The following is a 22647-nucleotide window of genomic DNA, read 5'->3' as shown; positions in this document are numbered from 1 at the left end:
GCATCCGCCCGCACGCGTCGGCCGTCAGTCGATCTTGATCGGCTCGTGCAGGCCGGGCAGCTGGCAGGCGACGTCGCGCGCGGCCAGCACCTCCTGCATCGCCCGCATGCCGCGGCCGTACTCGCCGTGCACCAGGAACACCTTGCGCCGCGGCACATCGCCCAGCCAGGCCAGCAGCGAGGGCTGGTCGGCGTGGGCGGAGAAGCCGTTGATGGTCCACACCTGCGCGCGCACCGGGATCTCCTCATTGAATACGCGCACGCTGGCCGCACCGTCGATGATCCGCCGCGCCAACGTGCCTTCCGCGGCATAGCCGACGAACACCACGCTGCTGCGTTCGCGCCACAGGTTGTGCTTGAGGTGGTGGCGCACACGGCCGCCGTTGCACATGCCCGAGCCGGCCAGGATAATCGCGCCGCCGTCGACGTTGTTGATCGCCATCGACTCGGCCGTCTCGCGGGTGAAGTGCAGGCCGGGCATGGCGAACGGATCGCCGTGCTGCAGTTCATCCAGGAAACCCTTGTCGAAGCATTCCGGATGGCGGCGGAAGATCTCGGTGGCGGAAATCGCCATCGGCGAGTCGAGGAACACCCGCACGTGCGACGGGATCGCGCCGCCCGCGATGCCGCGGTGCAGGTAGTAGAGGATTTCCTGGGTGCGCTCCAGCGCGAAGGTGGGAATCACCACGTTGCCGCGGCGGTTCACCGTTTCGCGGATGGCCTGGTACATCTCGTCCACGGAGTCGGGCACCGAACGGTGCGGGCGGTCACCGTAGGTGCTTTCCATCACCACATAGTCGGCGGCCGGCGCGGGCGTCGGGTCGCGCAGCAGCGGCCGGCCAGGGTTTCCGAGGTCGCCGGAGAACAGCATGCGGCGCTGCTGCTTGCCGTCGTCGAGCTGCAGCAGGATCGAGGCCGAGCCGAGGATGTGGCCGGCGTCGAGGAAGCGCGCGCTGATGCCCTCGACGACTTGCACAGTCTCGTCATAGCCGACATCGGCACCGAAGAAGTCCAGTGCATGCAGTGCGTCGTCCAGCGTGTACAGCGGTGGCGTCACCGCCTCGCCGCTGTGGTTGCGGCGCTGCGCCCGGCGCGCCTCTTCCTCCTGCAGGCCGGCGGCATCGAGCATCACCACCCGCGCCAGTTCGCGGGTGGCGGCGGTGGTGATGATGCGTCCGCGGAACCCCTGGCGCACCAGCAACGGGATCCTGCCGCAATGATCGAGATGGGCATGGGTGAGCAGCAGCACGTCGATGCCGGCCGGGTCGAAGCCGAACGGTTCGGCGTTGGCCCGCTCGACGTCTTCGCTGCCCTGGAACATGCCGCAGTCGATCAGCACGCGGCGGTCGTTGCAGGTGACGAGGTGGCACGAGCCGGTAACCTGTTTGGCGGCGCCGTGGCAACTGTAGATGATCATGCGTTCCCCGACTGTGCGGATGACGGCCGTCCGGACGGCTCGCGGCAGACTGTGGCAGAGTACCTCGATAGCCGGATTGATCGTCGTCAATTCGGGGCGCCCGCCGACTGTGCCATGGTGTGTGCCGTGCCGTTGTACTGCCGTGCACGAGTGGCGGCAGGCTTCCCGGCATGGATGGGGGTCGCCATGATCACAGTGCCTTTCCACCACGATCTGGTCGTCGTGCAGGGCTTCCTGCGCTTCTCGCGCGCCGTCGCCCTGCTGGTCTGCGCGGTGGCGCTGGTCGTGCTGGCCGGCTGGTGGTGGGACCGGCCGCTGCTGGTCACGATATGGCCGGGGCAGGCCGCGATGACGGCGAATGCGGCGATCGGCTTCGTACTGTCCGGCAGTTCGCTGCTGCTCAGTCAGAACCCCGCGCCATGGTGGTCGGGTTTCGGCCGTTGGCTGTCGCTGGCCGTGCTGGCGATCGGTGCGGTCACGCTCCTGGAATACCTCTGGATGATGGATCCCGGCATCGACCACCTGTTTGCCGGTCCGCCCGCATGGTGGTCCGGCCGCTGGCCCGGACGCATGACCGAACCGGTGGCGGTGGGGTTCGTGTTGCTCGGTGGCCTGGGCGCGCTGCCGCTCGTGCGGCGCTGGCTGTATCTGCGCGAGGGACTGGCCATCGGCCTGCTGGTGATCTCGATGAGCGGCCTGGCCTCCTATGGCATCGCGCTGGTCGGCAAGAGTGGCATGCCATTTGGACGTATGCCGATCCACACCTCGTTGCTGATGCTGCTGGCGACCCTAGGCTGGCTGTGCGTCACGCCCACCCTCGGGCTGACCCGGGTGGCCACGGCAGATACGCTGGGTGGTGCGCTGGCGCGCCGCCTGCTGCTGCCGGCCTTGCTGCTGCCAGCGGTCTTTGCGTTCGTGTTCGAGCTGCTGCAGTCCTGGCTGGGCCTGTCCGAAACACTGGCGTTCGTGTTGCTGGCCCTGTTCAGCGGCGGCGCGGTGGCCGGGCTGGTGTGGTGGGTGGCCAACCTGTTCGACGAGCTGGAGCGCCAGCACCGCAAGAGCATCCTGCTGCGCAACGATGCCGACACCGACATCCTGACCGGGCTGGCCAATCGGCGCGCGCTCGACGAGGCGCTGGCCAGCCTGCTGCGCGGCCAGCGCGAGCACGACGCGATGTTCTCGCTGCTGATGCTCGACCTGGACCGGTTCAAGTCCTTCAATGACGATTTCGGCCACCTGGTCGGCGACCAGGTGCTGCGCATCACCGGCCAGCTGCTGCGCGCGGCGCTGCGTCCATCGGACATGGCCGCACGCTACGGCGGCGAAGAGTTCGTGCTGCTGTTGCCGGATACCGACCTGCACGGCGCCAGCGAGGTGGCAGCGCGCCTGCTCGATGCGTTCCGCGGCTTCGCCTGGCCACAGCGTACGGTCACGGTCAGCATCGGCGTGGCACAGGCCGCCGCTGGCGAGACCACCGAGGACCTGATCCGGCGCGCCGACACCGCGCTGTACGACGCCAAGCATGCGGGGCGGGACCAGGCGGTGGCGGCGATCGCGCTGCCGCAGGCGGTCCGGGCGGAAACCTTTCCGCACGCCATCACGGGTCCTTAAGACCCACATAAGCCGTCCCGGTTGCAATGCCGTCCAAGGCAATCCTGCCGATACCGGAGACGCACCATGAAACGCATCGTCATCGCACCGTTGTTCCTCGCTGCCGCCGTCCTGTCGGCGTCCGCCTTCGCCGCACCGCAATGCACCAGCGCACCGCGTGCGCAGTGGCTGACCGAAGCGGCGATGAGGCAGAAGGTGCTCGACCAGGGCTACACCATCAAGGTGTTCCAGGTCTCGGGCAACTGCTACGAGATCTACGGCAAGGACAAGGCCGGCAAGAACGTGGAGATCTACTTCGACCCCACCGACGGCCGCATCGTCAAGCAGAAGGGCGGCTGATCAACCACTGACGCGAGGACAAGCCCATGCATGCCACAGTCAAGGTCTGGGACCCCCTGGTCCGCCTGTTTCACTGGTCGCTGGCGGGCTTGTTCCTCGCCAACTTTTTCACCGAGGACGGCGAGCTGGTCCACCGTGGGATCGGCTACGCCGTGCTGGCCCTGCTTGCGGTGCGCTTCGTGTGGGGCTGGGTCGGCACGCGGCACGCGCGCTTCGCCGACTGGGTGCCCGGCCCGCGCCGCGTGCGTGACTACCTAAGCGAGCGTGTGGCCGGGCGCTCGCGGCGGCAGCTTGGGCACAACCCGGCGGCCGCCGTGATGATCCTGGCACTGCTGGTCGGCGTGCTGCTGGTGGGCGTCACCGGCTGGTTGCAGACCACCGACCGATTCTTCGGGGAGGGGTGGCTGGAGGAATTGCACGAAGCGCTAGCCTACGGCGTGCTGGGACTCGTCGTGCTGCACATCCTGGCCGCGGTGGGCGAGAGCGTGCACTACGGCGAGAACCTGGTCGCCGCGATGATCCACGGCCGCAAGCGCGCGCTGGGGCAGGATGCCGCAGCTGCTGAAAAAGCACCGCGACTTGCGGCAAGTCAAGTAAGCCGTCCAGCTGCACGACAAGAATGAGGCCATGCGCATCCTGCTAGCCGAAGACGACCGGGCACTGGGGCAGGCGCTGGCCGACGGCCTGCGCCAGCTCGGCTATGCGGTGGACTGGATCACCGACGGCAACCAGGCCGCCGCCGCGCTGGCCGACACGACGTATGCCGCCGCGGTGCTGGACTGGAACCTGCCGCGCAGCAGCGGCCCGGCGATCATCGCCGGCATGCGCCGACGCCAGGATGCCACCCCGGTGCTGCTGCTGACCGCCCGCGACGAACTGGCCGACCGCGTCGCCGGACTGGATGCCGGTGCCGACGACTACGTGGTCAAGCCGGTGCACCTGGACGAACTCGCCGCCCGCCTGCGCGCCTTGCTGCGCCGGGCCGATGGCCAGGTCGAGCCGGCGATCCGCCTGGGCGCGCTGGAAGTCACCCCGGCCGCGCGCAGCGTCACGCTGGCCGGCGCGGCACTGGAGCTGACCGCGCGCGAGTACGCGCTGCTGGAGATGCTGGTGCGCCATCCCGGGCGCGCGTATTCGCGCGAGCAACTGGAGGAAGCGCTGTATGGCTGGGACCGGGAGGTAGCCAGCAATGCGGTGGAAGTGCACATCCACTACCTGCGCCACAAGCTCGGGCCGGGCTGGATCCGCACCTTGCGCGGCATCGGCTACGCGATCAACCCGCCCGGCGGGCCGGCGACATGATCCGCCCCTCGCTCAACCGGCGGCTGGTGCTGCGGCTGCTGGCCGGCATCGTGCTGGTGTGGTGTGCCGCCGCCGGCTGGCTGGCCTGGCGCAGCCTGCACGAGGTCGATGAGATCTTCGACCAGATGCTGGTGCGCACCGCCGCCAGCGTGTTCGCGGTGATGCCAGCTACGCCGGTGCAGGGTGGGACGGCGCGCCTGCCGGACCGGCATGCGCTGGACTCCGATGCCACCGCGCAGCGCCCGGCCATCACCGTGCGTAATGCCAGCGGACAGCTGCTGATTCGCAGCACGGAGCTGCCCGCGCTGAGTTTCGATCCGGGCGATGCGCACTTCCATTCGGTCACCTACGGGCAACGGCGCTGGCGGGTGTTCCAGCGCTGGGATGCGCAGCGGCAGTACTGGATCCAGGTCGGCGCGCCACTGGATGAGCGCGACGAGCTGATGCGCAAGCTGCTGGCGCCGGCCCTGCTGTCCCTGCTGGCGCTGCTGGTGCTGGTGCCGCCGATGGTGTTCGCCGGCTTGCGCAGCGGGCTGAAGCCGCTGCGCCGGCTGACCCGGCAGCTGTCCGCCGACACCCACGCGGCAGGCGCCTCGCTCACCGATGCGCGGGTGCCGGTGGAGCTGGCACCGTTCACCGAAGCGATCGACCGGCTGGTGGCGCGACTCCAACGCAGCCTCGAGCACGAGCGCCGCTTCACCGCCGATGCGGCGCACGAACTGCGCCATCCGCTGGCGGCGCTGCGGCTGGAGCTGGACCTGGCCGGGCGCGGCGACGATGCAGTCGCCCGCGCGCGGCACCTGCAGCGCGCGCAGGAGGCACTGGATCGCATGCAGCGACTGGTGGCCCAGCTCTTGATGCTGGCGCGGGTCGAGAAATTGGCCGAACTGGACGACGCCGGACCGTTGCGCCTGGTGAGCGTGGTCGAGGCTGCCCTGCGCGACGCCAGCGAGCGCGCGGCGGCGCGCTCCATCGAGCTGTCGCTGGACCACGACGGCAACGACTTCGTGCTGGGCAGTCGCAGCCTGCTTGGCATCCTGGTGCAGAACTTGCTCGACAACGCGCTGCGCCACGCGCCCGACCACGGCCAGGTGAACGTGCGCGTCGGCGGGCGCAACGAACAGGTGACGCTGGAAGTGAACGATAACGGCAGCGGCTTCGCGGCGGCCGATGTGGCGCGACTGGGCGAGCGTTTCCACCGCCCCGAAGGCAGCGTCGGTGAAGGCAGCGGGCTGGGCCTGTCGATCGCCCAGGCGATCGCCAAACTGCATCACGGCGAGCTGGCCTTCGGCCGCTCCGCGCAGGGTGGCGCGCAGGTCAGTTTCAGCCTGCCGCGCGTGGCGACCGACGCGGCGCATGCGCCCGGCTACGTTTGATCCATCGGCCGTCTCATTCTGGAGAACTCGCATGACCGATCCCGCTCGCAAGCTGAGTTTCCATGTCTTGGCACATCGCACCGATGCCCACGGCAGCGTCGCCCGCTGCAAGGATGCCGAACTGTTGCTGGACACCGATCTGGCCGGCCGCCTCGATGCGTTCAACCCCGCTGAACTGCTGCTGGCCGCGGTGTCGGCCTGCATGCTCAAGGGCATCGAGCGTGTCACGCCGATCCTGCAGTTCCAGCTGCGCGGGGTCGAGGTGCGCGTACACGGCGTGCGCCAGGACGTGCCGCCGCGGCTGGAATCGATCGACTACGAGATCCTGGTGGACAGCGACGAGAGCGAGCAGCGCTTGGCCCTGCTGCACGACAACGTGCGCAAGTTCGGCACGGTGTTCAACACCGTGGCGCCGGGCGCGCAGTTGTCCGGCGTACTGCGCCGCGCACCCTGACCGAACTCATTTCAGCCGGCTTGCCAGGTCCCAGTGTTGCCCCGTGCGACGCAGCAGTTCCAGCCAGGCGATGCAGGCGGCCAGCATCACCGCGCCGGCGAGCAGCATGGGCGTGTTCGGTATCGCCAGGCCCATCACGTCGCGGAAGATCGGCACGCCGATCACGATGACGAGCATCGCCGCCACGGCGCCGAACATGCGCAACAGCCAGGGGTTATGCACTGGATGACGGGCCAGTGCGGGATGGGACAGGTCGCGGTTGGCCAGGGTCAGCAGGAACAGCCCAACGATCAGCGCGATGAACACCGTGCTGCGGCTCTGCACGGCATCCAGCCCCTGGCCGGGCAGCAGGCCGTAGCCGAGCAGCAGGATGGCGGCGAAGCCCAGTCCCTGCAGCACTGCATGGCGCAGGTTGGCGGGGGCGAACGGGGAATCCGACGGTGCGCGCGGCGGTCGTCGCATGATGTCATCGCTGGCGGGCTCGGCCTCGAACACCACCGAGCAGGCCGGGTCGATCAGCAGCTCCAGCAGCACGATGTGCACCGGCATCAGCAGCACCGGCCAGTGCAGCAGGGTGGGCACCAGCGCCAGCGCGATGATCGGCATGTGCACGGCGAACACGAAGCGGGTGGCCTTGGTGATGTTGTCGTAGATGCGCCGGCCCTGGCGGATCGCGCTGACGATGCTGGCGAAGCTGTCGTCCAGCAGCACCAGTGCGGCCGCCTCGCGCGCCACGTCGGTGCCGCGCTCGCCCATCGCGATGCCGACGTCGGCGGCCTTCAGCGCGGGCGCGTCGTTGACGCCGTCGCCGGTCATCGCCACCACTTCGCCGTCTTCGCGCAGCAGCTGCACCAGGCGCAGCTTCTGCTCGGGCTTGAGCCGCGCGCACAGGTCGACGTGACGCAGGCGTTCGCGTAGCGCGGCGTCGTCCAGTGCAGCCATTTCCGCACCGGTGATCACCTCGGCGCGTTCGCTCAGACCCACCTCGCGCGCGATCGCCCGCGCGGTGGCCGGGTGGTCGCCGGTCATCATGATGATGCGGATGCCAGCGCTGCGGCATTCGGCAATCGCCGCCGGTACTTCCGGGCGCGGCGGGTCGACGAAACCGAGCAGGCCGAGGAAACGGAAATCGAAGTCGTGCTGGCTGCGCGGCCATGCTTCGCCCTGCCACTCGCCGCGCGCCACGCCGAGCACGCGCAGGCCGCGCTCGGCCATCGACTCGACCTGGCGCAGGATCGCGGCCGCCGCGTCCGCATCCAGGTGGCACAGGTCGATCACTGCTTCCGGCGCGCCCTTGGTGGCCAGCAGGTGCGTGTCGCGCGCATCGCCGCGGAACACATGGGTCATCGCCAGGATCTCGGGCGACAATGCGTACTCGAATTCCGGCGCCCACTCGGCGTGCACATGCTCGGTATCGGTGAGCCAGCGCAGCCCGAACTGCTGGATCGCCTTCTCCATCGGGTCGAACGGATCGGCCGGCGTCGCCAGCATGGCGAACTCGACCAGCGCGTGGAACGGCTCGGGCAGCTCGGCCGCGTCCCGGTCGTGCGAACTGCCGTCGACCAGGCGCAATTCGGCGACCTGCATGCGGTTCTGCGTCAGTGTGCCGGTCTTGTCCACCGCCAGCACCGAGATCGCGCCGAGCGCCTCCACCGCGGGCACGCGGCGGGTCAGCACCTTGTGCTTGGAGATCCGCCATGCACCCAGCGCCAGGAACACGGTGAGGATCACCGGGATCTCCTCCGGCAGGATCGCCATGGTCAGCGCGATGCCGGCCAGCACGCTTTGCAGCAGGCCGTGACCGTCCCACAGCCAGCCGAGCAGCGCGTAGGCTGTGGCCAGCAGCAGGCCACCGACGGTGAGGTTGCGGATCAGCCGGCGCGAGGCCTGCTGCAGGCCGGATACCGGTTCCACGGTGGCGCTGAGCGCCTGGCCGATACGGCCGACCGCGGTGGCCCCGGCAATGGCGCGGACCTCGGCGACCCCCACACCCTTGGTCGCCACCGTGCTGGCGAACAGCTGGCCGCTGTCCTCGCCGGGGAGTTTGGTCACCGGCACCGCTTCGCCGGTGAGCAGCGATTCGTTGACGTCGAGATGGCCGTCCAGCAACACGGCATCGGCGGCGATGCGATCGCCCTCGTGCAGCACCAGCAGGTCGCCGACCACCACCTCGCGGCCTGGCACGCGGACTTCCTCGCCGCCGCGGATCACCAGTGCGCGCGGCGCGGACAGCTCGCGCAGCGATTCCAGCGCCCGCTGGGTCTTGCGCTCCTGCGCCAGCGTGATGCCGATGACGACGAACACGAACGACAGCAGGAACACCGCCTCGGCGCGGTCGCCCAGCGCCAGGTACAGGCCGCCGGCGACCAGCAGCATCAGGAACATCGGTTCGGTCAGCACGCTGCCGACGATCGCAAGCAGGCCCTTGGGCGTGCTCCCCGGCAGCAGGTTCGGGCCGTGTTCGGCCAGTCGGCGCGCGGCCTCGGCGGGGTCAAGCCCGGGGCGGCTGGCCGGTTGCGACGGCGTTGCTTCGCTCATGAATCGGTCCGGATGCCGCTCGGCCTGAGAGTGTTGCTCAACGGCAAACCAGTACCGGCACTTCGCCGTTGAGTATCACCTTGTGCGTCTCGCTGCCCAGCAGCAGTCGGTCGAAGCCGCGCCAGCCGTGCGAGGCCATCGCGATCAGGTCGCACTGCTGCTTGCGCGCGGCGCCGACGATCGCCGAATAGGGCCGCGCGTCGATCTCGTGGCTGCCTTCGCAGGGAACGCCGGCGGCCTGCGCACGCTGGCGCACGTCGGCCAGGTAGCGTTCGGCATTGGCGATGGCGTCGCGGGTGTAGCTCGGCTCATTGGCCACGACGAACTCGGCAAAGTAGACAGAAGCAGGGAACGGCGCGATCACATGGAACGCGTACACGCTGGCTCCCAGCCTGGCGGCCAGCTCGATGCCGGTGTCGACCGCGCGCAGGGACAGTTCGGAACCGTCGGTGGGCAGCAGGATGTGCTTGAACATGGTGAGCTCCTCTTGCTCGGGGTGATCAGCGGCAGGTGTAGCCGCCATCGATGACCAGCTCGCTGCCGGTCACGAATTTCGATTCGTCGGACGCCAGGTAGACTACGCCCCAGGCGATGTCGTCAGGCTCGCCCATGTGGCCCAGCGGATGCAGCGCGCCGGTTTCGCGCCGGTGCTGGGCGGGGTCGCCGCCCATCGAGGCGATGTGCTGCTCCACCATCGGCGTCCAGATGAAGCCGGGGTGGATCGAGTTGACCCGGATGCGGTCGGCGGCATACAGCATCGCGTCGGTCTTGCTCATCAGTCGCACCGCACCCTTGGACGCGTGGTAGGGCGGCGAATCCGCCGCGCCAACCAGGCCGTAGATCGACGACAGGTTGATGATGCTGCCGCCGCCGGCGGCACGCAGCGGCGCGATCGCGTGCTTGGTGCAGAAGAACACGCCTTTCACGTTGATCGCCTGCACCCGGTCCCACTCGGCTTCGGTGAGTTCGTGGGTCGGCTTGTTCGCGCCGGCGATGCCGGCATTGTTGACCAGGACGTCCAGACGTCCAAACGCTGCCACCGCGCCGGCGATCGCCGCGGCCACCTCGGCCTCCACCGCCACGTCGGCATGGAAGTAGCGCGCGTTGTCGCCGAATTCCGCCGCCAGTTGCTGTCCCGGCCTGTCGTGCAGGTCAACCAGGGCCACCCGCGCGCCGGCTTCCAGCATGCGGCGCGCGCAGGCGGCACCGATGCCCACCGCAGCGCCGGTCACCAGCGCTACCTTGCCGCTCAATCTGCCCATGGCCGTGCCTCCTGCGGGGATCGTGGCACAGCATGTGCGCGCCGGCATATCCGGGTGTTGACCGGGATCAAGTGGATGCCATGCCGGCGTGCGGATGGTGCCGAGGCGGGTCAGTTCAGCTGGGCGCAGGTGGCGACCTGGTCGGCATTGGCGGGAGCGCCGCGGATGCGGCCGGCATTGGAGACCACCACGGCGAGCGTGCGGCTCGCGCTGGAGGGTTGGCAGAACAGCAGGGTGATGTTGCTGCCGCGGGCGCTGCCGTCGGGCTGGAAACGCACGGCATGCCGGCCATTGCTGCTGTGGATGATGACCTTTCCGTCGTAGCTTTGGCCAACGTGCAGCGGGCCGTCGTCAGGCTGGTCGTCGAGGTTGCCGTCACGGCCGAGCAGCCAGCCGTTCTCCCAGCGGGTGGCGCCGTTGCAGCTGTTGCCGTCCCGGGTGGGACAGAACAGCGTGCGCTTGCCGCTGATGATGGCCGTCTCGCGCGCATACCGCAGGGCGGTGATGAAATCGGCCTGGGCAACCCGCAGCGCGTTGCGGCTCAACAGTTGCCGCAGGGGCGGCGTGGCAATGCCCAGGAGTACGGCGATGATGGCAAGCACCATGATCTGTTCGATCAGGCTCATGCCCCGTTGCCGGCACCGTGGCCGGGCGTTCCTCGAGTCCGACACGGCATCGCTTCCTGCGTGGTCCGGGAGGTTCATGCTAGGGCGTTGCCCTCGCCTGGCCAGCCGTCCGGCCGCCCTCCGGATGTCGGTGCCTGCTGACGCGTGCTGTCAGCAGGGGCGATTTAAAATGACCCATCTCGCCCACATCTGTAGCCGATGACTGACCGCTTCCAACTCGCCGCCCCCTACCAGCCCGCCGGCGACCAGCCGCAGGCGATCGCGCGCCTCGCCGAGGGTTTCGAAGCCGGCCTGGCCGCGCAGACCCTGCTCGGCGTGACCGGCTCGGGCAAGACCTACACCATCGCCAACGTGATCGAGCGGGTGCAGCGCCCGACCATCGTGATGGCGCCGAACAAGACGCTGGCGGCGCAGCTCTACGGCGAGTTCAGGGAATTCTTTCCGCACAACGCGGTGGAGTACTTCGTCAGCTACTACGACTATTACCAGCCGGAAGCCTACGTGGTGGCGTCGGACACCTTCATCGAGAAGGATTCGTCGATCAACGAGCATATCGAGCAGATGCGGTTGTCGGCGACCAAAGCGCTGTTGTCGCGGCGCGATTCGATCATCGTCGCCACTGTGTCGGCGATCTACGGCCTGGGCAATCCGGAGGACTACCTGTCGCTGCGGCTGATTCTGGCCACCGGCGAGCGGATCGACCAGCGCAAGCTGATCCATCAGCTGACCGAGCTGCAGTACACCCGCAACGAGATGGAGCTGCGGCGAGGCACCTATCGCGTGCGCGGCGAGATCATCGACGTGTTCCCGGCCGAGTCGGAGACCGAGGCCTTGCGCATCGAGTTGTTCGACGGCGAAGTGGAAAAGATGGCGTTGTTCGATCCACTCACCGGCGAGACGATCCGCAAGGTGCAGCGCTATACCGTCTATCCACGCACCCATTACGCCTCGACGCGCGAGAGCGTGCTCAACGCGATCGAGACGATCAAGGTCGAGCTGAAGGAACGGCTGGAATATCTGTACAAGGAGAACAAGCTGGTCGAGGCGCAGCGGCTGGAGCAGCGCACCCGCTTCGACCTGGAGATGATGGCCGAGGTCGGTTACTGCCAGGGCATCGAGAACTACTCGCGCCATCTGACCCGGCGCGCACCGGGCGAGCCGCCGCCCACGCTGTTCGACTACCTGCCGGCCGATGGCCTGCTGGTGGTGGACGAATCGCACGTCACCGTGCCGCAGCTGGGCGCGATGTACAAGGGCGACCGCTCGCGCAAGGAGACCCTGGTCGAGTTCGGCTTCCGCCTGCCGTCGGCGGTGGACAACCGCCCGCTGCGTTTCGAGGAGTGGGAGGAACGCGTGCCGCGGGCGATCTACGTCTCTGCCACCCCGCGCGACTATGAGCTGCACAAATCCGGCGACGCGGTGACCGAGTTGGTGGTGCGGCCGACCGGCCTGGTCGATCCCGAAGTGGAAGTGCGCCCGGTGCGCACCCAGGTCGACGACCTGCTCAGCGAAGTGCACAAGCGCGTGGCGATGGGCGACCGCGTGCTGGTCACCACGCTGACCAAGCGGATGGCCGAGAACCTCACCGAATACCTGGCCGAGCACGACGTGAAGGTGCGCTACCTGCACTCGGACATCGAGACGGTCGAGCGCAGCGAGATCATCCGCGACCTGCGCCTGGGCGAGTTCGACGTGCTGGTCGGCATCAACCTGCTGCGCGAGGGCCTGGACATGCCCGAGGTGTCGCTGGTGGCGGTGCTCGACGCCGACAAGGAGGGCTTCCTGCGTTCCACCGGTTCGTTGATCCAGACCATCGGCCGCGCCGCTCGCAACGTGCGCGGCAAGGCGATCCTGTATGCCGACAACGTCACCCGCTCGATGCGGGCGGCGATGGACGAGACCGCACGCCGCCGCGAGAAGCAGATGGCGTGGAATCTGCAGCAGGGCATCACCCCGACCACCATCGTGCGGCGCATCGCCGACATCATGGAAGGTGCGCGCAGCGAGGTGGGCAACCGCCGCGGCAGCAAGTCGTCCTCGCGTGGCCGTACTGCGGTGGCCGAGCAGGCCGCCGACTACGCCGGGCTCAGTGCGCCGCAGGCGGCAGGCATGCTGAAGAAGCTGGAAACCCAGATGTACAAGCACGCACAGAACCTGGAATTCGAGGACGCCGCCCGCCTGCGCGACCAGATCCACCAGCTGCGCGAGCAGGCCCTGCGTTGAGCCGTCAGCGGCGTGGTTCGCGGGATATTGTCGAGCGCCGGCGGCTGCCGTATACTGCGCGGCTCGCGTAGCCGGTACATCGGCGCGAAGCGGGCGGTTAGCTCAGCGGTAGAGCACTACCTTGACATGGTAGGGGTCACAAGTTCGATCCTTGTACCGCCCACCAATCTCAGAGCCACGTCTGAAGCCATTCTTAGGGGTGGCTTCTTTCGTTTGTGCCTGAGGAACGTTCACAAATTACCCCCTCCGTTCACACTACGCAATGTGCACGGAGACAGGTTCACATGGGAAAGTGTGCACGTCTTGGCCTAAGTGATTGATAGACTTAGGGAGAGTCCTACGTTGTGAAGGTAGTGGACATGGCCTAGCGTCCATGTAGCTCTACCGCTGAGCTAACCGTCCCCGCTGTCCTGTATCTGACAGGGAAAAGGTAAGGGTTGGTTTCTGTGGGCAACGGCTGAGAACCATGCTCAGGGGTAGGCAGGGGGTGTAGGGCTGCCCTGTATATACTTAATTGCAGCTAGATATTTTCTGGGGAAAATTCCTAGGGCTTGACAAATTCTTAACATTCCTGTACGGTGTATAGCCAAATGGCAAACGGGCCAGCTCTCAGGAGCCAACTGTAGATGACATTAGGTCATTGGGTACTGGCGGAACTAGCCACTGCAAGAGACCTTAGGTCGGGCTTGTGGCGTCTAGGGAAACTAGCTCCTGACTAGAGAGTCTGTAAATCTCCCACCTAGCCCTATGGGTGAGTACATGGGGAGGGTTGTGTCTCAAGCTTCGGAGGGTGAGACCGGTTGCTAGTGCCGAACGCTAGACATAGATGACATGCAACGTGTCCCTATGAGTTAGGCTGGCCCTACAGGGGAGGGTAGAGCTTTGACAGAATTGTCTAAATTGCCAGTGAAGCAACGGCTGCTAGTCCTCATCTCCAAAAGAACTTTCTGGCTTATATGCACAGTGCTAGTTGCTGTCTCTATTGCTGCCTATTCGTTCTATGGGGTGAGGGTAGAGGCTAGGGTCGCACATGCTGGCTATGAACCAAGTAACTGTCCAATATCTAAACGTATCGGTGTCACTGTCCATAATTACACCTTTCACAGATTAGCTAGAGCAAGGATTGAGCTAGAGGCATGGAGAGGAAACAGAAGTAAGAACATTCTTACTAATAGATGGTATTACTTCGATACTGTAACAGCCCCTTTTAGCACGTCCTTTCAATGCTTCTCAGACGAAGCCTTTACAGTTCATCTAGAGAAGGCTCCTACTCCTGTTCATGAGGAAACAGAAGAGGAGAGGCATATACGCATACAGAAAAAGATAGATGATGAAAAGGAACAGGAAAGGCTTGTAAAGATTGCTCTAGACCCAAAGTCCACAGAGTATGAAAAACAGGATGCAATCGACAAATATGCAAATTTTCGTACAACATCACCCCAACCTGTAGAGGCTAGCTCTAGCTCACAGCCTGTCTCTATTAGGATTAGTCTCTACTCGACTATTGAAACCACTAAACAATTACAGGAGCTAACCGCTGGGGTTACAGTAGTAGTGAAACACATTGACCCTGAGTTCTATTAGCCTCTGAGAGCTTCTGTAAGCTCCTGTAAGAGCCTCCTAGCAGTGGGCCTAGGAGAGGCTATTACCTACAGTGTAGTAATTGATTGTAGAGCCTTAGAGATTGGAACATGGGCCTCTAGGTCAATGCACCAATACTAACTAAATAAATAACTATAATTACTAACGTAATTACTTAACAGCCTTCAATCTAGCCACATCTTCAGCAAATTCATTAGCTATATGGGCTTCTATGGCTAAATGCTTCTGCACCTCTGATTTAGAAGGACGTCCCACAGGTCTAGTGATGCCTACAGCCCTCAGTAGTTCCTTAGTGGCTACAAGGTTATGCTCCTCAGTGCCCTTCTTAAGAACTTCTAGGGCTACGTCTTGCCAATATAGCTTATGTTCCTTGTCCCATCCCTGTTCTGTAGCGTAGCTATCTAGGGCAGCTAGGCTAATATCCCAATCCTTAGCCAGGAGATTATGTGAATATGCCTCCTTGTATTTCTGTTTACCATCTTTAGGTATGCTCATAAGTCCTCTTATATATAATTGAGACTACGTCTCTTATAGTTATGAATGAATAAGAAAACAAAGAAGTGTGTCCTATATCAGCAAGCTGATACAGGTAGTAGATCAAGAGCAAGAGCACGAATAAAAGACAAGATCAAGAGCATATAATTACTTAGACTAATGCTCTTGCTCTTGATTTACTTCATGCTCTTTAACGCCGTAGGCATGCTTTTGCTCTTTCACCTATGTTGTTGCTCTTTACAACATAGGGCATACTTCCTTCTTTCACTAAATTTAGTATTGGCTACGGAGTAGCAATATACTTAGGATATATCCGGCTTAGAATTTTCTTAGAAAAATGCCTAATAGTTTCCCATCCGGTTACGCTTGGGGGCATCCTTGCTCCTTAGGTCTGTTCTACTTTCCACTATATTATATATAGTAGGTCTTAGAACAAGCTCCAATAATCCGTTCTTAGACATTCTCATTTTCCCTTAGAAGCTCCTAAGGCTTTTTGAGAATCCTATGACGCTGCTGAGAATCGAAGCTAGGCAACCTTAATCAGTCCCTTAGTCCATCTATAGATCGTTCCTAGCGGCTGGTTAAGTATCTTAGCTATCTCTGCTTTAGACATACCATGCTCAATAACTAAGTATTGAGCCTCATCCCTAAGAGCCTTCTTGGCCATTACCTCATTACTCTTGACCCTAGGGTAAGGGCTATGAGCTAGGCTTGTGTCTATGAACGCTGTACGTCCTAGACAGTCCTTTAGATGCTTAGCCATGTCTTCATTCTGAGCAAATAGGGAAACGTTAGACTGGTTGTCTCTGTCCCTAATGGCAGTTCTGAGAAAGCACTGAAGGCTAGACTCATAGAAACGCTCATAGGTTAGAGCCTCTCTAATCCTCTCATTAGATACGTCCATCATCTGACTGAGAGTGTCTAAGCTCCTGGCATCGTCTGGACTCATATTCCCATGCTGGAAGCAAGCCGCAGCATGATAGCCCTGTAGGTTATTCAAGCCTCTACTGTCTATGCTGCACTCTTGCCCATTAGCTGGGTGTTGGTAGTTCATCCATGAGTGGGCGAACACTAGGACAGGCTCACCCTCTACATACTCATAGAGGTTATCTAAGAGCTTCTTACCTTGTACATCGTCTGACCACTTGTCTTGTACTCTTCCATCTGGGGTAGTTAGACAGAGAGACTTAGACCACCTGTCACCTGTAACCATCGGGTAGATAGTCACTAGGCAGTTATAGCCGTCGAACTCAGGAGTAAAAGGGGAAGGCTTGAACTCCCATCCGTGGGCTTTAGCGTGTACACCTAGCAATGTATTACGAACATTGTTAGCTAGAATATGGACCTCTTTAGCCTGAGAGAATCTAGACAGGTAGTCTTTATAAGCAACTATCCTAACTAGACGTTTCATATTCTTATCTAGGCCATCTACCTCTACTACTGAGTGCCAATCTAGGAGAGCCTCAAATACTTCTAGCGTAGTCTGCTGGTAAGCACTCTGACTAGCTCCCTCCCTGACTATAGCCTCTAGCTCTCCTCGATACTCAGGGCTTACTGTAACCCTTCCTGTTTCATCCACAATGACAAAGGGAGCTAACCCTTTCTGGTAACTATTGTGGTTGAAGTTATGACTCTGACAGGAGGAGATGCTAGGCACCTCATCAACCATCAATGTCCATCCTTGAAGTAGTACAGGGCTAAGCCTCTGTAGGGCTTCATGGGTGATCACTAGAACGTCTGAGGCACGTTCTGCTAGTGCCTCCTCAACCTTGGTTATAACTGAAGTAGTGCTCTCCGAATTGATACAGCGAGCCTCTACACCTGCTGTCCTAAGCCTAACCTGTAGTTCCTTGGTTAGCTTATTGGTAGGGAGTGAGTAGACAACCCTTTTGCCTTCATCAAGGATAGAAGGAAGTTTAGCTATCAATCTCTCTGTCTTACCTGAGCCGGGTAATGCTTCAGCAATGTACAGCGTACTCAATGCTTACCCTGAGGGACGTTGCTGGTTAGCTTCTCTCTTGCCTGAACTTCTAGCGCATCAATAGCAGCGTGCAGGTCTACGGTAGAAGTAAACATACCATTCAATACATTATTGGGAGGAAGGTTCACACACTCATACAGGGCTAGATTGTTCATCTTATAGCTAATACCCTTATAGTTATGTACCTGTCCTTTTAGATGGTAGATATTCACTGAATACCGTGACGCTTATAAGTCTCAGCCTGTAGAGCCTTAGCTAGCTCTACCTGATTCTTAACTGTGGCGTGTACACCTGTCACCACTGAATGGTTAATCCCTGAGACATTACCTAGAGCATCACGCTTAACATTGCTCTCCTTAGCTTGCTGTAAAGCCTTAGCAGCTTCCTTAGCCGCTTGAGCATCCATGTCCTGTCTAACTAGTGGATCATTCTTGTATAGATCACTCATAGCCTTGATCTGAAGCAAGGTCATTAGCTCTCTTGCATCCTTGTCATTCTTAGGGTTGAGCTTACGTTTAGTGGTAGCAGTAGCTTGAGGCTGACTCTCTGCCTCTTGCTCATCAAATAGGTTAACGTTTCCTTCAAATAGATCATTCATATTATTAGTTCCTTATAGTTCAATGGCTCGATATTTATTCTTAGAAGTAGTAGTAGCTCTATCGTTATAGATTTCTACCAGTCCACAATCTTTCATGTTATGGAGAGTCTTATACAAGCCTCTCCTAGTGAGTCCTGTATCCCTAGCTAGCTCAGATAGACTAAAACTAGCCCATCCATTCTCTTGCCCACCATTACGGATAGTTAGATAGATGATCTTTTGTCCAACGGTTCTTAGTTGCTCATGCTGTAGCTTGACTACGTCTTCAATGGTGATGCTCATAATTACTCCTTGTTGTTCCCTACTTAGGGAAGTTATGTATTAATGATGAATAATATCCCCTAGGAAATCTTTTCCTATATGTGTATAGACCTCAAATTTAGACAATCGAGTAAATAAACTTCAACTATTTTTGATAATGTAGATAGATCAATAGGTTAGAGATATAGTCCTCTAAGAGTATTAGTTCTATATATACTATTACCGGAAATTTGGACAATCCAGGAAATATTTCTGTACAGGTATATATACTAGTATCGGGAATTTAGGGAATAGTACTTACTTCCTCTAGAGAATTACTTCTATATATGTATATAGACCCCAAAAGTGGAAAAAAAACCAAGGATTGGTTAAAGTATTTTGGGTAGGTGTTATCCGCCAAGATATTTTCTACAATTTTTGTACCATTGTCCCACACCGCATAACTCTAAGGCTTGGCTCTTATCTAGCACCAATAACAAATAAGCCTCTCTAAGGCTGTCCTAGGGGCTAACTAATACATCCGTACTAGTCATGTCCTAGGAGGCTCTTAGAGAGGCTCTATGGAAGGCTCAGAGGCTCACTAGCCCCTGATCTATAGTCAATCTATCAGGTGTAAGACATCCTTAGCATTTAGATGGGAATATCTAGCCACTGATCTAGTGTCCCTATGACCTGACACAATCATTATCTGACTATTGTTAAACCCCCTCTTAGCTACGTTAGTTATCCGTGTATGCCTAAGCTGATGGAGCTTCACGCTCTCATCTAGCCCCGCCAGCCTCCTAGCCCTTCTAACCGCTGTAGAGACAGCATGAGGGGTGACAGGGAACACCTGAGACTTAGGAGAGGCATGCTCTCCCATGAGCGCTAGAGCCTCCTGTAGAAGCTCTACAGCCCTCCTAGTGAGAGGGACAGACCTTGTCCCGTTCTTACCGTCTATGACGTCTGCTATCCGTTCCTCTAGATGTAGGCAGGAAGGAGTTAGCTTAGTCATCTCTGACCTTCTCATGGCTGATTCATAGGCTAGCTCGACTATGAGGGACATAGTCTTAGGAAGCTCCTTGATGACAAGGGCTAGCTCCTCAGGACTGACCACCTTGTCACTAGGCTTAGACGGAGCTGGTAGGGCTATGTCTGCAACAGGGTTGACTACGTCTATCAGTAGTTCCCTCTTTGCCCACCTGTAGAACCTAGACAGGAAAGACAGCTGAGTTCTGACAGTGGAAGGCTTCACAATCTTGAGCCTGTCTAGCTTGAACTTGTTCACTTGCTCCTTGGTGATCTCATGTATTGGCTGAGGGAAGGCTGTAGACAGTTGCTGAAGGATGATGAGAGCTTGCCCATAGCTTCCTCTCCCTTTCAGCCTGGCTTCCCTGTAGGACATGCCTAGGGTGTAGATGGTATGAGCCTTGTGTTCCTTGCTGAGAGCTTCCTGTTGCTTAGCCCATACCTGAGCCTCCCCCTCTGTGGGGAAGGTCTTAGACTTCTGAGGGTGTCCCTTGATACGTACCTGAGCGTTGTAGCTGCCGCTAGGCAGTTGGCGGATGTTGGCCATGTTGTGAACTCCTTAGGTGTGAACGGGAGTTCTCTAGGAGGCGTTTAGCCGTCTACAATCAGGAGGTTAGACCTTGGTCCTTGACATGGTAGGGGTCACAAGTTCGATCCTTGTACCGCCCACCACCTTGTATACGGTGGCGCTGGCATTCATCTTCCATCGCGGTCGTACGCAGCAATCCAGGAAAAGCCGCCCATTCATGGGCGGCTTTTTCGTTCATGCCAAACCGGTCGCTGGCCGGGTCGGATTGGGGCCGCCGTCATCGTGGTGCCATCGGCCAACGCGAGGCGGCGGGATTTTGATGGCGGTATCGTGGTAACCGGCCGCGCGGCCCTGCCAGAGGGCAGCGATGTGCCGGTCGGGGGCGGATTTCAGCCCTTGCCCTGCCGCGTACGGCGGCGGGATCGTTTCCATCGAACCCAGCGCCGTTCCGCCCATAACAGGGCCCGCCGCGTCGGGCGGCGCAGGAAGGGCAGGTCCTGCGCCAGCAGCAACAGGCCGAGCGGCAGCATCCACAGGCCCAGGAGCGGCAGGATGCTGAAGATGCCCCCGGCGACGAGCAGCAACCCCACCGGAATGCGTAGCCAGCGCGCCGACGGTTCGCGCAGCCAGCGCAGGCTGCGGCCGACGCCTTGTGGCAACTGCCGTTCGAAGCGGTCGAGTTGCCGGTTCAGCCTGTCCTCGTCCTTGTCGATCATGCCACGCAGGCTACCTTGCACCGGAAAGGCGCCATCGTATCGGCAAACCGGCCGCTGCCGCCTGCGCCGGGCGGGGCGCTTCTATTCGTCCTCCGACGAAGGGGACAAGTAGTTCGGGTCTTCCGAGTCGCGCGCATGGCGGATGGCGTTGCGCAGGCGCAGGTCCAACTGGTCGAAATCGAGGACGACCTTGCCGGAATGCACGGCCTTGACGGCCGACATCGGCACCACGAAATCGCCGGCGTTCTCGATGTAGACCAACAGCTCCGGCAGCCCATGCCGGATCTCGCGGACGGAGCCGATGCCCTCGCTGCCGTCGGCGACGAAAACCATGGAACCCTCGTTGATCTGATCGTGCATGTCGTGATCCCCCGGGGCGGGTTGGCGGAGGGCCCCGCGAGGCGGTAGCGGGCCGTGGCGCATGATGGGCACAGCCATCGTCTCGGCGCGGTGAAAATGGAATCTCCCGCGCCGCTTGACCATGGTCCGACTCGCGGCTGGCCGGCCGGCTGTGGAAGAATGGAGAACCTGCCATCGTGGATGGCTGAATCCCGCCGCGGCCGTCGTCGTCGCGGCACGTACTCCTGGTCGCCGCCGCATTCGGCGCCGGCCCCAAGCGAACGAGCCTCATGCAAGCCATCGAAACCCTGATCGACGACGCCTTCGAGCGCCGCAACGCACTCACCCAGGCCGAGATCGAGACCCACCTGCGGCCCGCCATCGACCAGGTGCTCGACCTGCTCGAATCCGGCGAGCGCCGCGTCGCCGAGCCGGACGGCCATGGCGGCTGGACGGTGAACCAGTGGCTCAAGAAGGCGGTGCTGCTGTACTTCCGCATCAATGACAACCGCGTGGTCGACGGTGGCCCGGCGCAGGCGTTCGACAAGGTGCCGCTGCGCTTCGCCCACGGCAACGACGCCGAACTGCAGCAACTCGGCGCACGCGTGGCGCCCGGTGCGCTGGTGCGCCGCGGCGCGCACATCGCGAAGGATGCGGTGCTGATGCCCAGCTACGTCAACATCGGTGCCTTCGTCGGCGTCGGCAGCATGGTCGATACCTGGGCCACGGTCGGCTCCTGCGCGCAGATCGGCGCGGGCGTGCACCTGTCCGGCGGCGTCGGCATCGGCGGCGTGCTGGAGCCGCTGCAGGCCAACCCCACCATCATCGAGGACGGCTGCTTCATCGGTGCGCGCTCGGAAGTGGTCGAGGGCGTGGTGGTGGAGAAGGGCAGCGTGATCGGCATGGGCGTGTTCCTCGGCCAGTCCACCCGTATCTACAACCGTGCCACCGGCGAGGTCAGCTACGGCCGCGTGCCGGCCGGCAGCGTGGTGGTGGCCGGCAGCCTGCCGGCGGCCGACGGCAGCCACAGCCTGTACGCGGCGATCATCGTCAAGCAGGTGGACGCGAAGACACGGGGCAAGACCAGCATCAACGAACTGCTCAGGAGCGGCGAATGAATCCCGTCCTCTATGGACTGCCCACCTGCGACACCTGCCGCAAGGCGCGCAACTGGCTGGCCCGCTTCGAGGTGGCGCACGACTTCGTCGACTACCGCGCCAACCCGGTGCCAGCGGCCACGCTGAAAGCCTGGGCGGCGCAGCTCGGCGGCTGGGAGAAGCTGGTCAACAAGTCCTCCACCACCTGGCGCAACCTGCTGCCGCAACGCAAGAACCCGGGCAGCGATCCGGAATGGACCTTGCTGCTGAAGGAATATCCCGCGCTGATCCGCCGCCCGGTGGTGGTGCTTCCCGATGGTTCGGTGAGCGTGGGCTTCACCGACAACGGCTTCAAGAAGCTGTTCGCGCACTGACATGCCGCTGCGCCTCTCGAAGATCGTGCTGGTGGCGACGATCGCGCTGTGGCTGGCGCTGGTCGCGTTCGGCAACCTCACCGACTACCGCAGCAACCTGGTCTTCGTGCAGCACGTGCTGGCGATGGATTCGATCTTCCCCGATGCCAGCATCCACTACCGCGCGATCCATGCGCCGCTGCTGCAGCATGCGGCCTATGTGCTGATCATCGCCATCGAAACGCTGGCCGCCGTGCTGTGCGGGCTGGGTGCGTGGCGCCTGTGGCGTGCGCGCCGCGCGCCGGCTGCGCTGTTCCGCCGGAGTGCACGTGTCGCCGTGGCCGGGCTCACGCTGGGCCTGCTGCTGTGGCTGGGCGGCTTCATGGCGATCGGCGGCGAATGGTTCGGCATGTGGATGTCCACGCAGTGGAACGGGCTGGCCAGTGCGTTCCGTTTCGTCGTGGTGCTTTTGCTGGCGCTGGTCTGCCTGGGCCAGCGCGACGACGAGCTCGACGATTGAA

The 22647-nt window shown here is 61.7% G+C and carries 23 protein-coding genes and 1 tRNA gene; 12 read left to right on the top strand and 12 right to left on the bottom strand.

The window, feature by feature from the left end; genetic code table 11:
- Positions 1-24: 24 nt before the first annotated feature.
- Positions 25-1416, bottom strand: coding sequence for an MBL fold metallo-hydrolase (locus tag IMW82_RS16405; protein WP_211005347.1), 1392 nt, complete (start codon positions 1414-1416; stop codon positions 25-27).
- Positions 1417-1602: 186 nt separating this feature from the next.
- On the opposite strand from IMW82_RS16405, the gene IMW82_RS16400 reads away from it, so the two are divergent.
- From IMW82_RS16400 to IMW82_RS16375, 6 genes are all read left to right on the top strand, one after another.
- The gene (locus tag IMW82_RS16400) at positions 1603-3027 is read left to right on the top strand and encodes a GGDEF domain-containing protein (protein ID WP_211005346.1); all 1425 of its coding nucleotides are present in this window, start codon (positions 1603-1605) and stop codon (positions 3025-3027) included.
- Positions 3028-3093: 66 nt separating this feature from the next.
- Complete coding sequence (locus IMW82_RS16395) at positions 3094-3366, top strand: PepSY domain-containing protein (RefSeq protein WP_211005345.1); 273 nt, start codon at positions 3094-3096, stop codon at positions 3364-3366.
- 26 nt (positions 3367-3392) lie between these two features.
- Positions 3393-3989 (top strand): cytochrome b/b6 domain-containing protein, encoded by a 597-nt coding sequence (locus IMW82_RS16390; RefSeq protein ID WP_211005344.1) that lies wholly within the window; start codon positions 3393-3395, stop codon positions 3987-3989.
- 4 nt (positions 3990-3993) lie between these two features.
- Positions 3994-4668 carry a response regulator transcription factor gene (locus tag IMW82_RS16385; RefSeq protein WP_211005343.1) on the top strand — a complete coding sequence of 225 codons (675 nt, stop codon included), beginning with the start codon at positions 3994-3996 and terminating at the stop codon, positions 4666-4668.
- On the top strand, positions 4665-6044 hold the full coding sequence (locus IMW82_RS16380) for an ATP-binding protein (protein WP_211005342.1): 1380 nt from the start codon (positions 4665-4667) through the stop codon (positions 6042-6044). The genes IMW82_RS16385 and IMW82_RS16380 overlap by 4 nt, the downstream gene beginning before the upstream one ends.
- A gap of 31 nt (positions 6045-6075) precedes the next feature.
- The gene (locus IMW82_RS16375; RefSeq protein WP_211005341.1) at positions 6076-6498 is read left to right on the top strand and encodes an OsmC family protein; all 423 of its coding nucleotides are present in this window, start codon (positions 6076-6078) and stop codon (positions 6496-6498) included.
- A 6-nt stretch (positions 6499-6504) separates the two neighbouring features.
- Here the strand turns inward: IMW82_RS16375 and IMW82_RS16370 are convergent, their stop codons facing one another.
- From IMW82_RS16370 to IMW82_RS16355, 4 genes are all read right to left on the bottom strand, one after another.
- Entirely contained in the window at positions 6505-9036 is a 2532-nt protein-coding gene (locus IMW82_RS16370; protein WP_211005340.1) for a cation-translocating P-type ATPase, read from the bottom strand.
- A 37-nt stretch (positions 9037-9073) separates the two neighbouring features.
- Positions 9074-9511 carry a universal stress protein gene (locus IMW82_RS16365; RefSeq protein ID WP_211005339.1) on the bottom strand — a complete coding sequence of 146 codons (438 nt, stop codon included), beginning with the start codon at positions 9509-9511 and terminating at the stop codon, positions 9074-9076.
- Between the two features lie 25 nt (positions 9512-9536).
- Entirely contained in the window at positions 9537-10298 is a 762-nt protein-coding gene (locus IMW82_RS16360) for a glucose 1-dehydrogenase (RefSeq protein WP_211005338.1), read from the bottom strand.
- Between the two features lie 110 nt (positions 10299-10408).
- Positions 10409-11002, bottom strand: coding sequence for a GspH/FimT family pseudopilin (locus tag IMW82_RS16355; protein ID WP_280518379.1), 594 nt, complete (start codon positions 11000-11002; stop codon positions 10409-10411).
- Between the two features lie 120 nt (positions 11003-11122).
- On the opposite strand from IMW82_RS16355, the gene uvrB reads away from it, so the two are divergent.
- The 3 genes from uvrB (at position 11123) to IMW82_RS16340 (ending at position 14731) form a co-directional block, all read left to right on the top strand.
- Positions 11123-13147 (top strand): excinuclease ABC subunit UvrB, encoded by a 2025-nt coding sequence (gene uvrB, locus IMW82_RS16350; protein WP_211005336.1) that lies wholly within the window; start codon positions 11123-11125, stop codon positions 13145-13147.
- Positions 13148-13238: 91 nt separating this feature from the next.
- Positions 13239-13313, top strand: a tRNA-Val gene (locus tag IMW82_RS16345).
- Positions 13314-14047: 734 nt separating this feature from the next.
- Positions 14048-14731 (top strand): hypothetical protein, encoded by a 684-nt coding sequence (locus IMW82_RS16340; protein WP_211005335.1) that lies wholly within the window; start codon positions 14048-14050, stop codon positions 14729-14731.
- A 168-nt stretch (positions 14732-14899) separates the two neighbouring features.
- Here the strand turns inward: IMW82_RS16340 and IMW82_RS16335 are convergent, their stop codons facing one another.
- The 7 genes from IMW82_RS16335 to IMW82_RS16305 form a co-directional block, all read right to left on the bottom strand.
- Complete coding sequence (locus IMW82_RS16335) at positions 14900-15244, bottom strand: hypothetical protein (RefSeq protein ID WP_211005334.1); 345 nt, start codon at positions 15242-15244, stop codon at positions 14900-14902.
- Between the two features lie 526 nt (positions 15245-15770).
- A complete protein-coding gene (locus IMW82_RS16330) occupies positions 15771-17225 on the bottom strand; it encodes a DEAD/DEAH box helicase (RefSeq protein WP_211005333.1) in 1455 nt (484 codons plus the stop codon).
- A 208-nt stretch (positions 17226-17433) separates the two neighbouring features.
- A complete protein-coding gene (locus tag IMW82_RS16325; protein WP_211005332.1) occupies positions 17434-17823 on the bottom strand; it encodes a hypothetical protein in 390 nt (129 codons plus the stop codon).
- Positions 17824-17835: 12 nt separating this feature from the next.
- Entirely contained in the window at positions 17836-18105 is a 270-nt protein-coding gene (locus IMW82_RS16320) for a hypothetical protein (RefSeq protein WP_211005331.1), read from the bottom strand.
- 577 nt (positions 18106-18682) lie between these two features.
- Positions 18683-19639 (bottom strand): site-specific integrase, encoded by a 957-nt coding sequence (locus tag IMW82_RS16315; RefSeq protein ID WP_211005330.1) that lies wholly within the window; start codon positions 19637-19639, stop codon positions 18683-18685.
- A 371-nt stretch (positions 19640-20010) separates the two neighbouring features.
- A complete protein-coding gene (locus tag IMW82_RS16310; protein ID WP_108471064.1) occupies positions 20011-20337 on the bottom strand; it encodes a hypothetical protein in 327 nt (108 codons plus the stop codon).
- An 81-nt stretch (positions 20338-20418) separates the two neighbouring features.
- Positions 20419-20697 carry a hypothetical protein gene (locus IMW82_RS16305; RefSeq protein ID WP_108471065.1) on the bottom strand — a complete coding sequence of 93 codons (279 nt, stop codon included), beginning with the start codon at positions 20695-20697 and terminating at the stop codon, positions 20419-20421.
- 269 nt (positions 20698-20966) lie between these two features.
- On the opposite strand from IMW82_RS16305, the gene dapD reads away from it, so the two are divergent.
- Genes dapD through IMW82_RS16290 form a run of 3 tightly spaced genes read left to right on the top strand, consistent with a single transcriptional unit; the run spans position 20967 to position 22646 of the window.
- Positions 20967-21794 carry a 2,3,4,5-tetrahydropyridine-2,6-dicarboxylate N-succinyltransferase gene (gene dapD, locus IMW82_RS16300; protein ID WP_211005329.1) on the top strand — a complete coding sequence of 276 codons (828 nt, stop codon included), beginning with the start codon at positions 20967-20969 and terminating at the stop codon, positions 21792-21794.
- On the top strand, positions 21791-22147 hold the full coding sequence (locus tag IMW82_RS16295) for a Spx/MgsR family RNA polymerase-binding regulatory protein (protein ID WP_211005328.1): 357 nt from the start codon (positions 21791-21793) through the stop codon (positions 22145-22147). Before dapD ends, IMW82_RS16295 begins: the two co-directional genes overlap by 4 nt.
- A 1-nt stretch (position 22148) precedes the next feature.
- A complete protein-coding gene (locus tag IMW82_RS16290) occupies positions 22149-22646 on the top strand; it encodes a DUF2165 domain-containing protein (protein ID WP_211005327.1) in 498 nt (165 codons plus the stop codon).
- The last annotated feature ends 1 nt before the right edge of the window (position 22647 follow it).

This window comes from Rhodanobacter sp. B2A1Ga4 (genome assembly GCF_018101315.1).
Classification (GTDB): domain Bacteria; phylum Pseudomonadota; class Gammaproteobacteria; order Xanthomonadales; family Rhodanobacteraceae; genus Rhodanobacter; species Rhodanobacter thiooxydans_A.
The sequence above is the reverse complement of the archived record's forward strand: the minus strand, read 5'-3'. Positions and strand labels throughout refer to the sequence as shown.

Coding starts and splice junctions, on each gene's coding strand:
- IMW82_RS16405 (WP_211005347.1), bottom strand. CDS start 1,416: ATGATCATCTACAGTTGCCACGGCGCCGCCAAACAGGTTACCGGCTCG.
- IMW82_RS16400 (WP_211005346.1), top strand. CDS start 1,603: ATGATCACAGTGCCTTTCCACCACGATCTGGTCGTCGTGCAGGGCTTC.
- IMW82_RS16395 (WP_211005345.1), top strand. CDS start 3,094: ATGAAACGCATCGTCATCGCACCGTTGTTCCTCGCTGCCGCCGTCCTG.
- IMW82_RS16390 (WP_211005344.1), top strand. CDS start 3,393: ATGCATGCCACAGTCAAGGTCTGGGACCCCCTGGTCCGCCTGTTTCAC.
- IMW82_RS16385 (WP_211005343.1), top strand. CDS start 3,994: ATGCGCATCCTGCTAGCCGAAGACGACCGGGCACTGGGGCAGGCGCTG.
- IMW82_RS16380 (WP_211005342.1), top strand. CDS start 4,665: ATGATCCGCCCCTCGCTCAACCGGCGGCTGGTGCTGCGGCTGCTGGCC.
- IMW82_RS16375 (WP_211005341.1), top strand. CDS start 6,076: ATGACCGATCCCGCTCGCAAGCTGAGTTTCCATGTCTTGGCACATCGC.
- IMW82_RS16370 (WP_211005340.1), bottom strand. CDS start 9,036: ATGAGCGAAGCAACGCCGTCGCAACCGGCCAGCCGCCCCGGGCTTGAC.
- IMW82_RS16365 (WP_211005339.1), bottom strand. CDS start 9,511: ATGTTCAAGCACATCCTGCTGCCCACCGACGGTTCCGAACTGTCCCTG.
- IMW82_RS16360 (WP_211005338.1), bottom strand. CDS start 10,298: ATGGGCAGATTGAGCGGCAAGGTAGCGCTGGTGACCGGCGCTGCGGTG.
- IMW82_RS16355 (WP_280518379.1), bottom strand. CDS start 11,002: ATGAACCTCCCGGACCACGCAGGAAGCGATGCCGTGTCGGACTCGAGG.
- uvrB (WP_211005336.1), top strand. CDS start 11,123: ATGACTGACCGCTTCCAACTCGCCGCCCCCTACCAGCCCGCCGGCGAC.
- IMW82_RS16335 (WP_211005334.1), bottom strand. CDS start 15,244: ATGAGCATACCTAAAGATGGTAAACAGAAATACAAGGAGGCATATTCA.
- IMW82_RS16325 (WP_211005332.1), bottom strand. CDS start 17,823: ATGAATGATCTATTTGAAGGAAACGTTAACCTATTTGATGAGCAAGAG.
- IMW82_RS16320 (WP_211005331.1), bottom strand. CDS start 18,105: ATGAGCATCACCATTGAAGACGTAGTCAAGCTACAGCATGAGCAACTA.
- IMW82_RS16315 (WP_211005330.1), bottom strand. CDS start 19,639: ATGGCCAACATCCGCCAACTGCCTAGCGGCAGCTACAACGCTCAGGTA.
- IMW82_RS16310 (WP_108471064.1), bottom strand. CDS start 20,337: ATGATCGACAAGGACGAGGACAGGCTGAACCGGCAACTCGACCGCTTC.
- IMW82_RS16305 (WP_108471065.1), bottom strand. CDS start 20,697: ATGCACGATCAGATCAACGAGGGTTCCATGGTTTTCGTCGCCGACGGC.
- dapD (WP_211005329.1), top strand. CDS start 20,967: ATGCAAGCCATCGAAACCCTGATCGACGACGCCTTCGAGCGCCGCAAC.
- IMW82_RS16295 (WP_211005328.1), top strand. CDS start 21,791: ATGAATCCCGTCCTCTATGGACTGCCCACCTGCGACACCTGCCGCAAG.
- IMW82_RS16290 (WP_211005327.1), top strand. CDS start 22,149: ATGCCGCTGCGCCTCTCGAAGATCGTGCTGGTGGCGACGATCGCGCTG.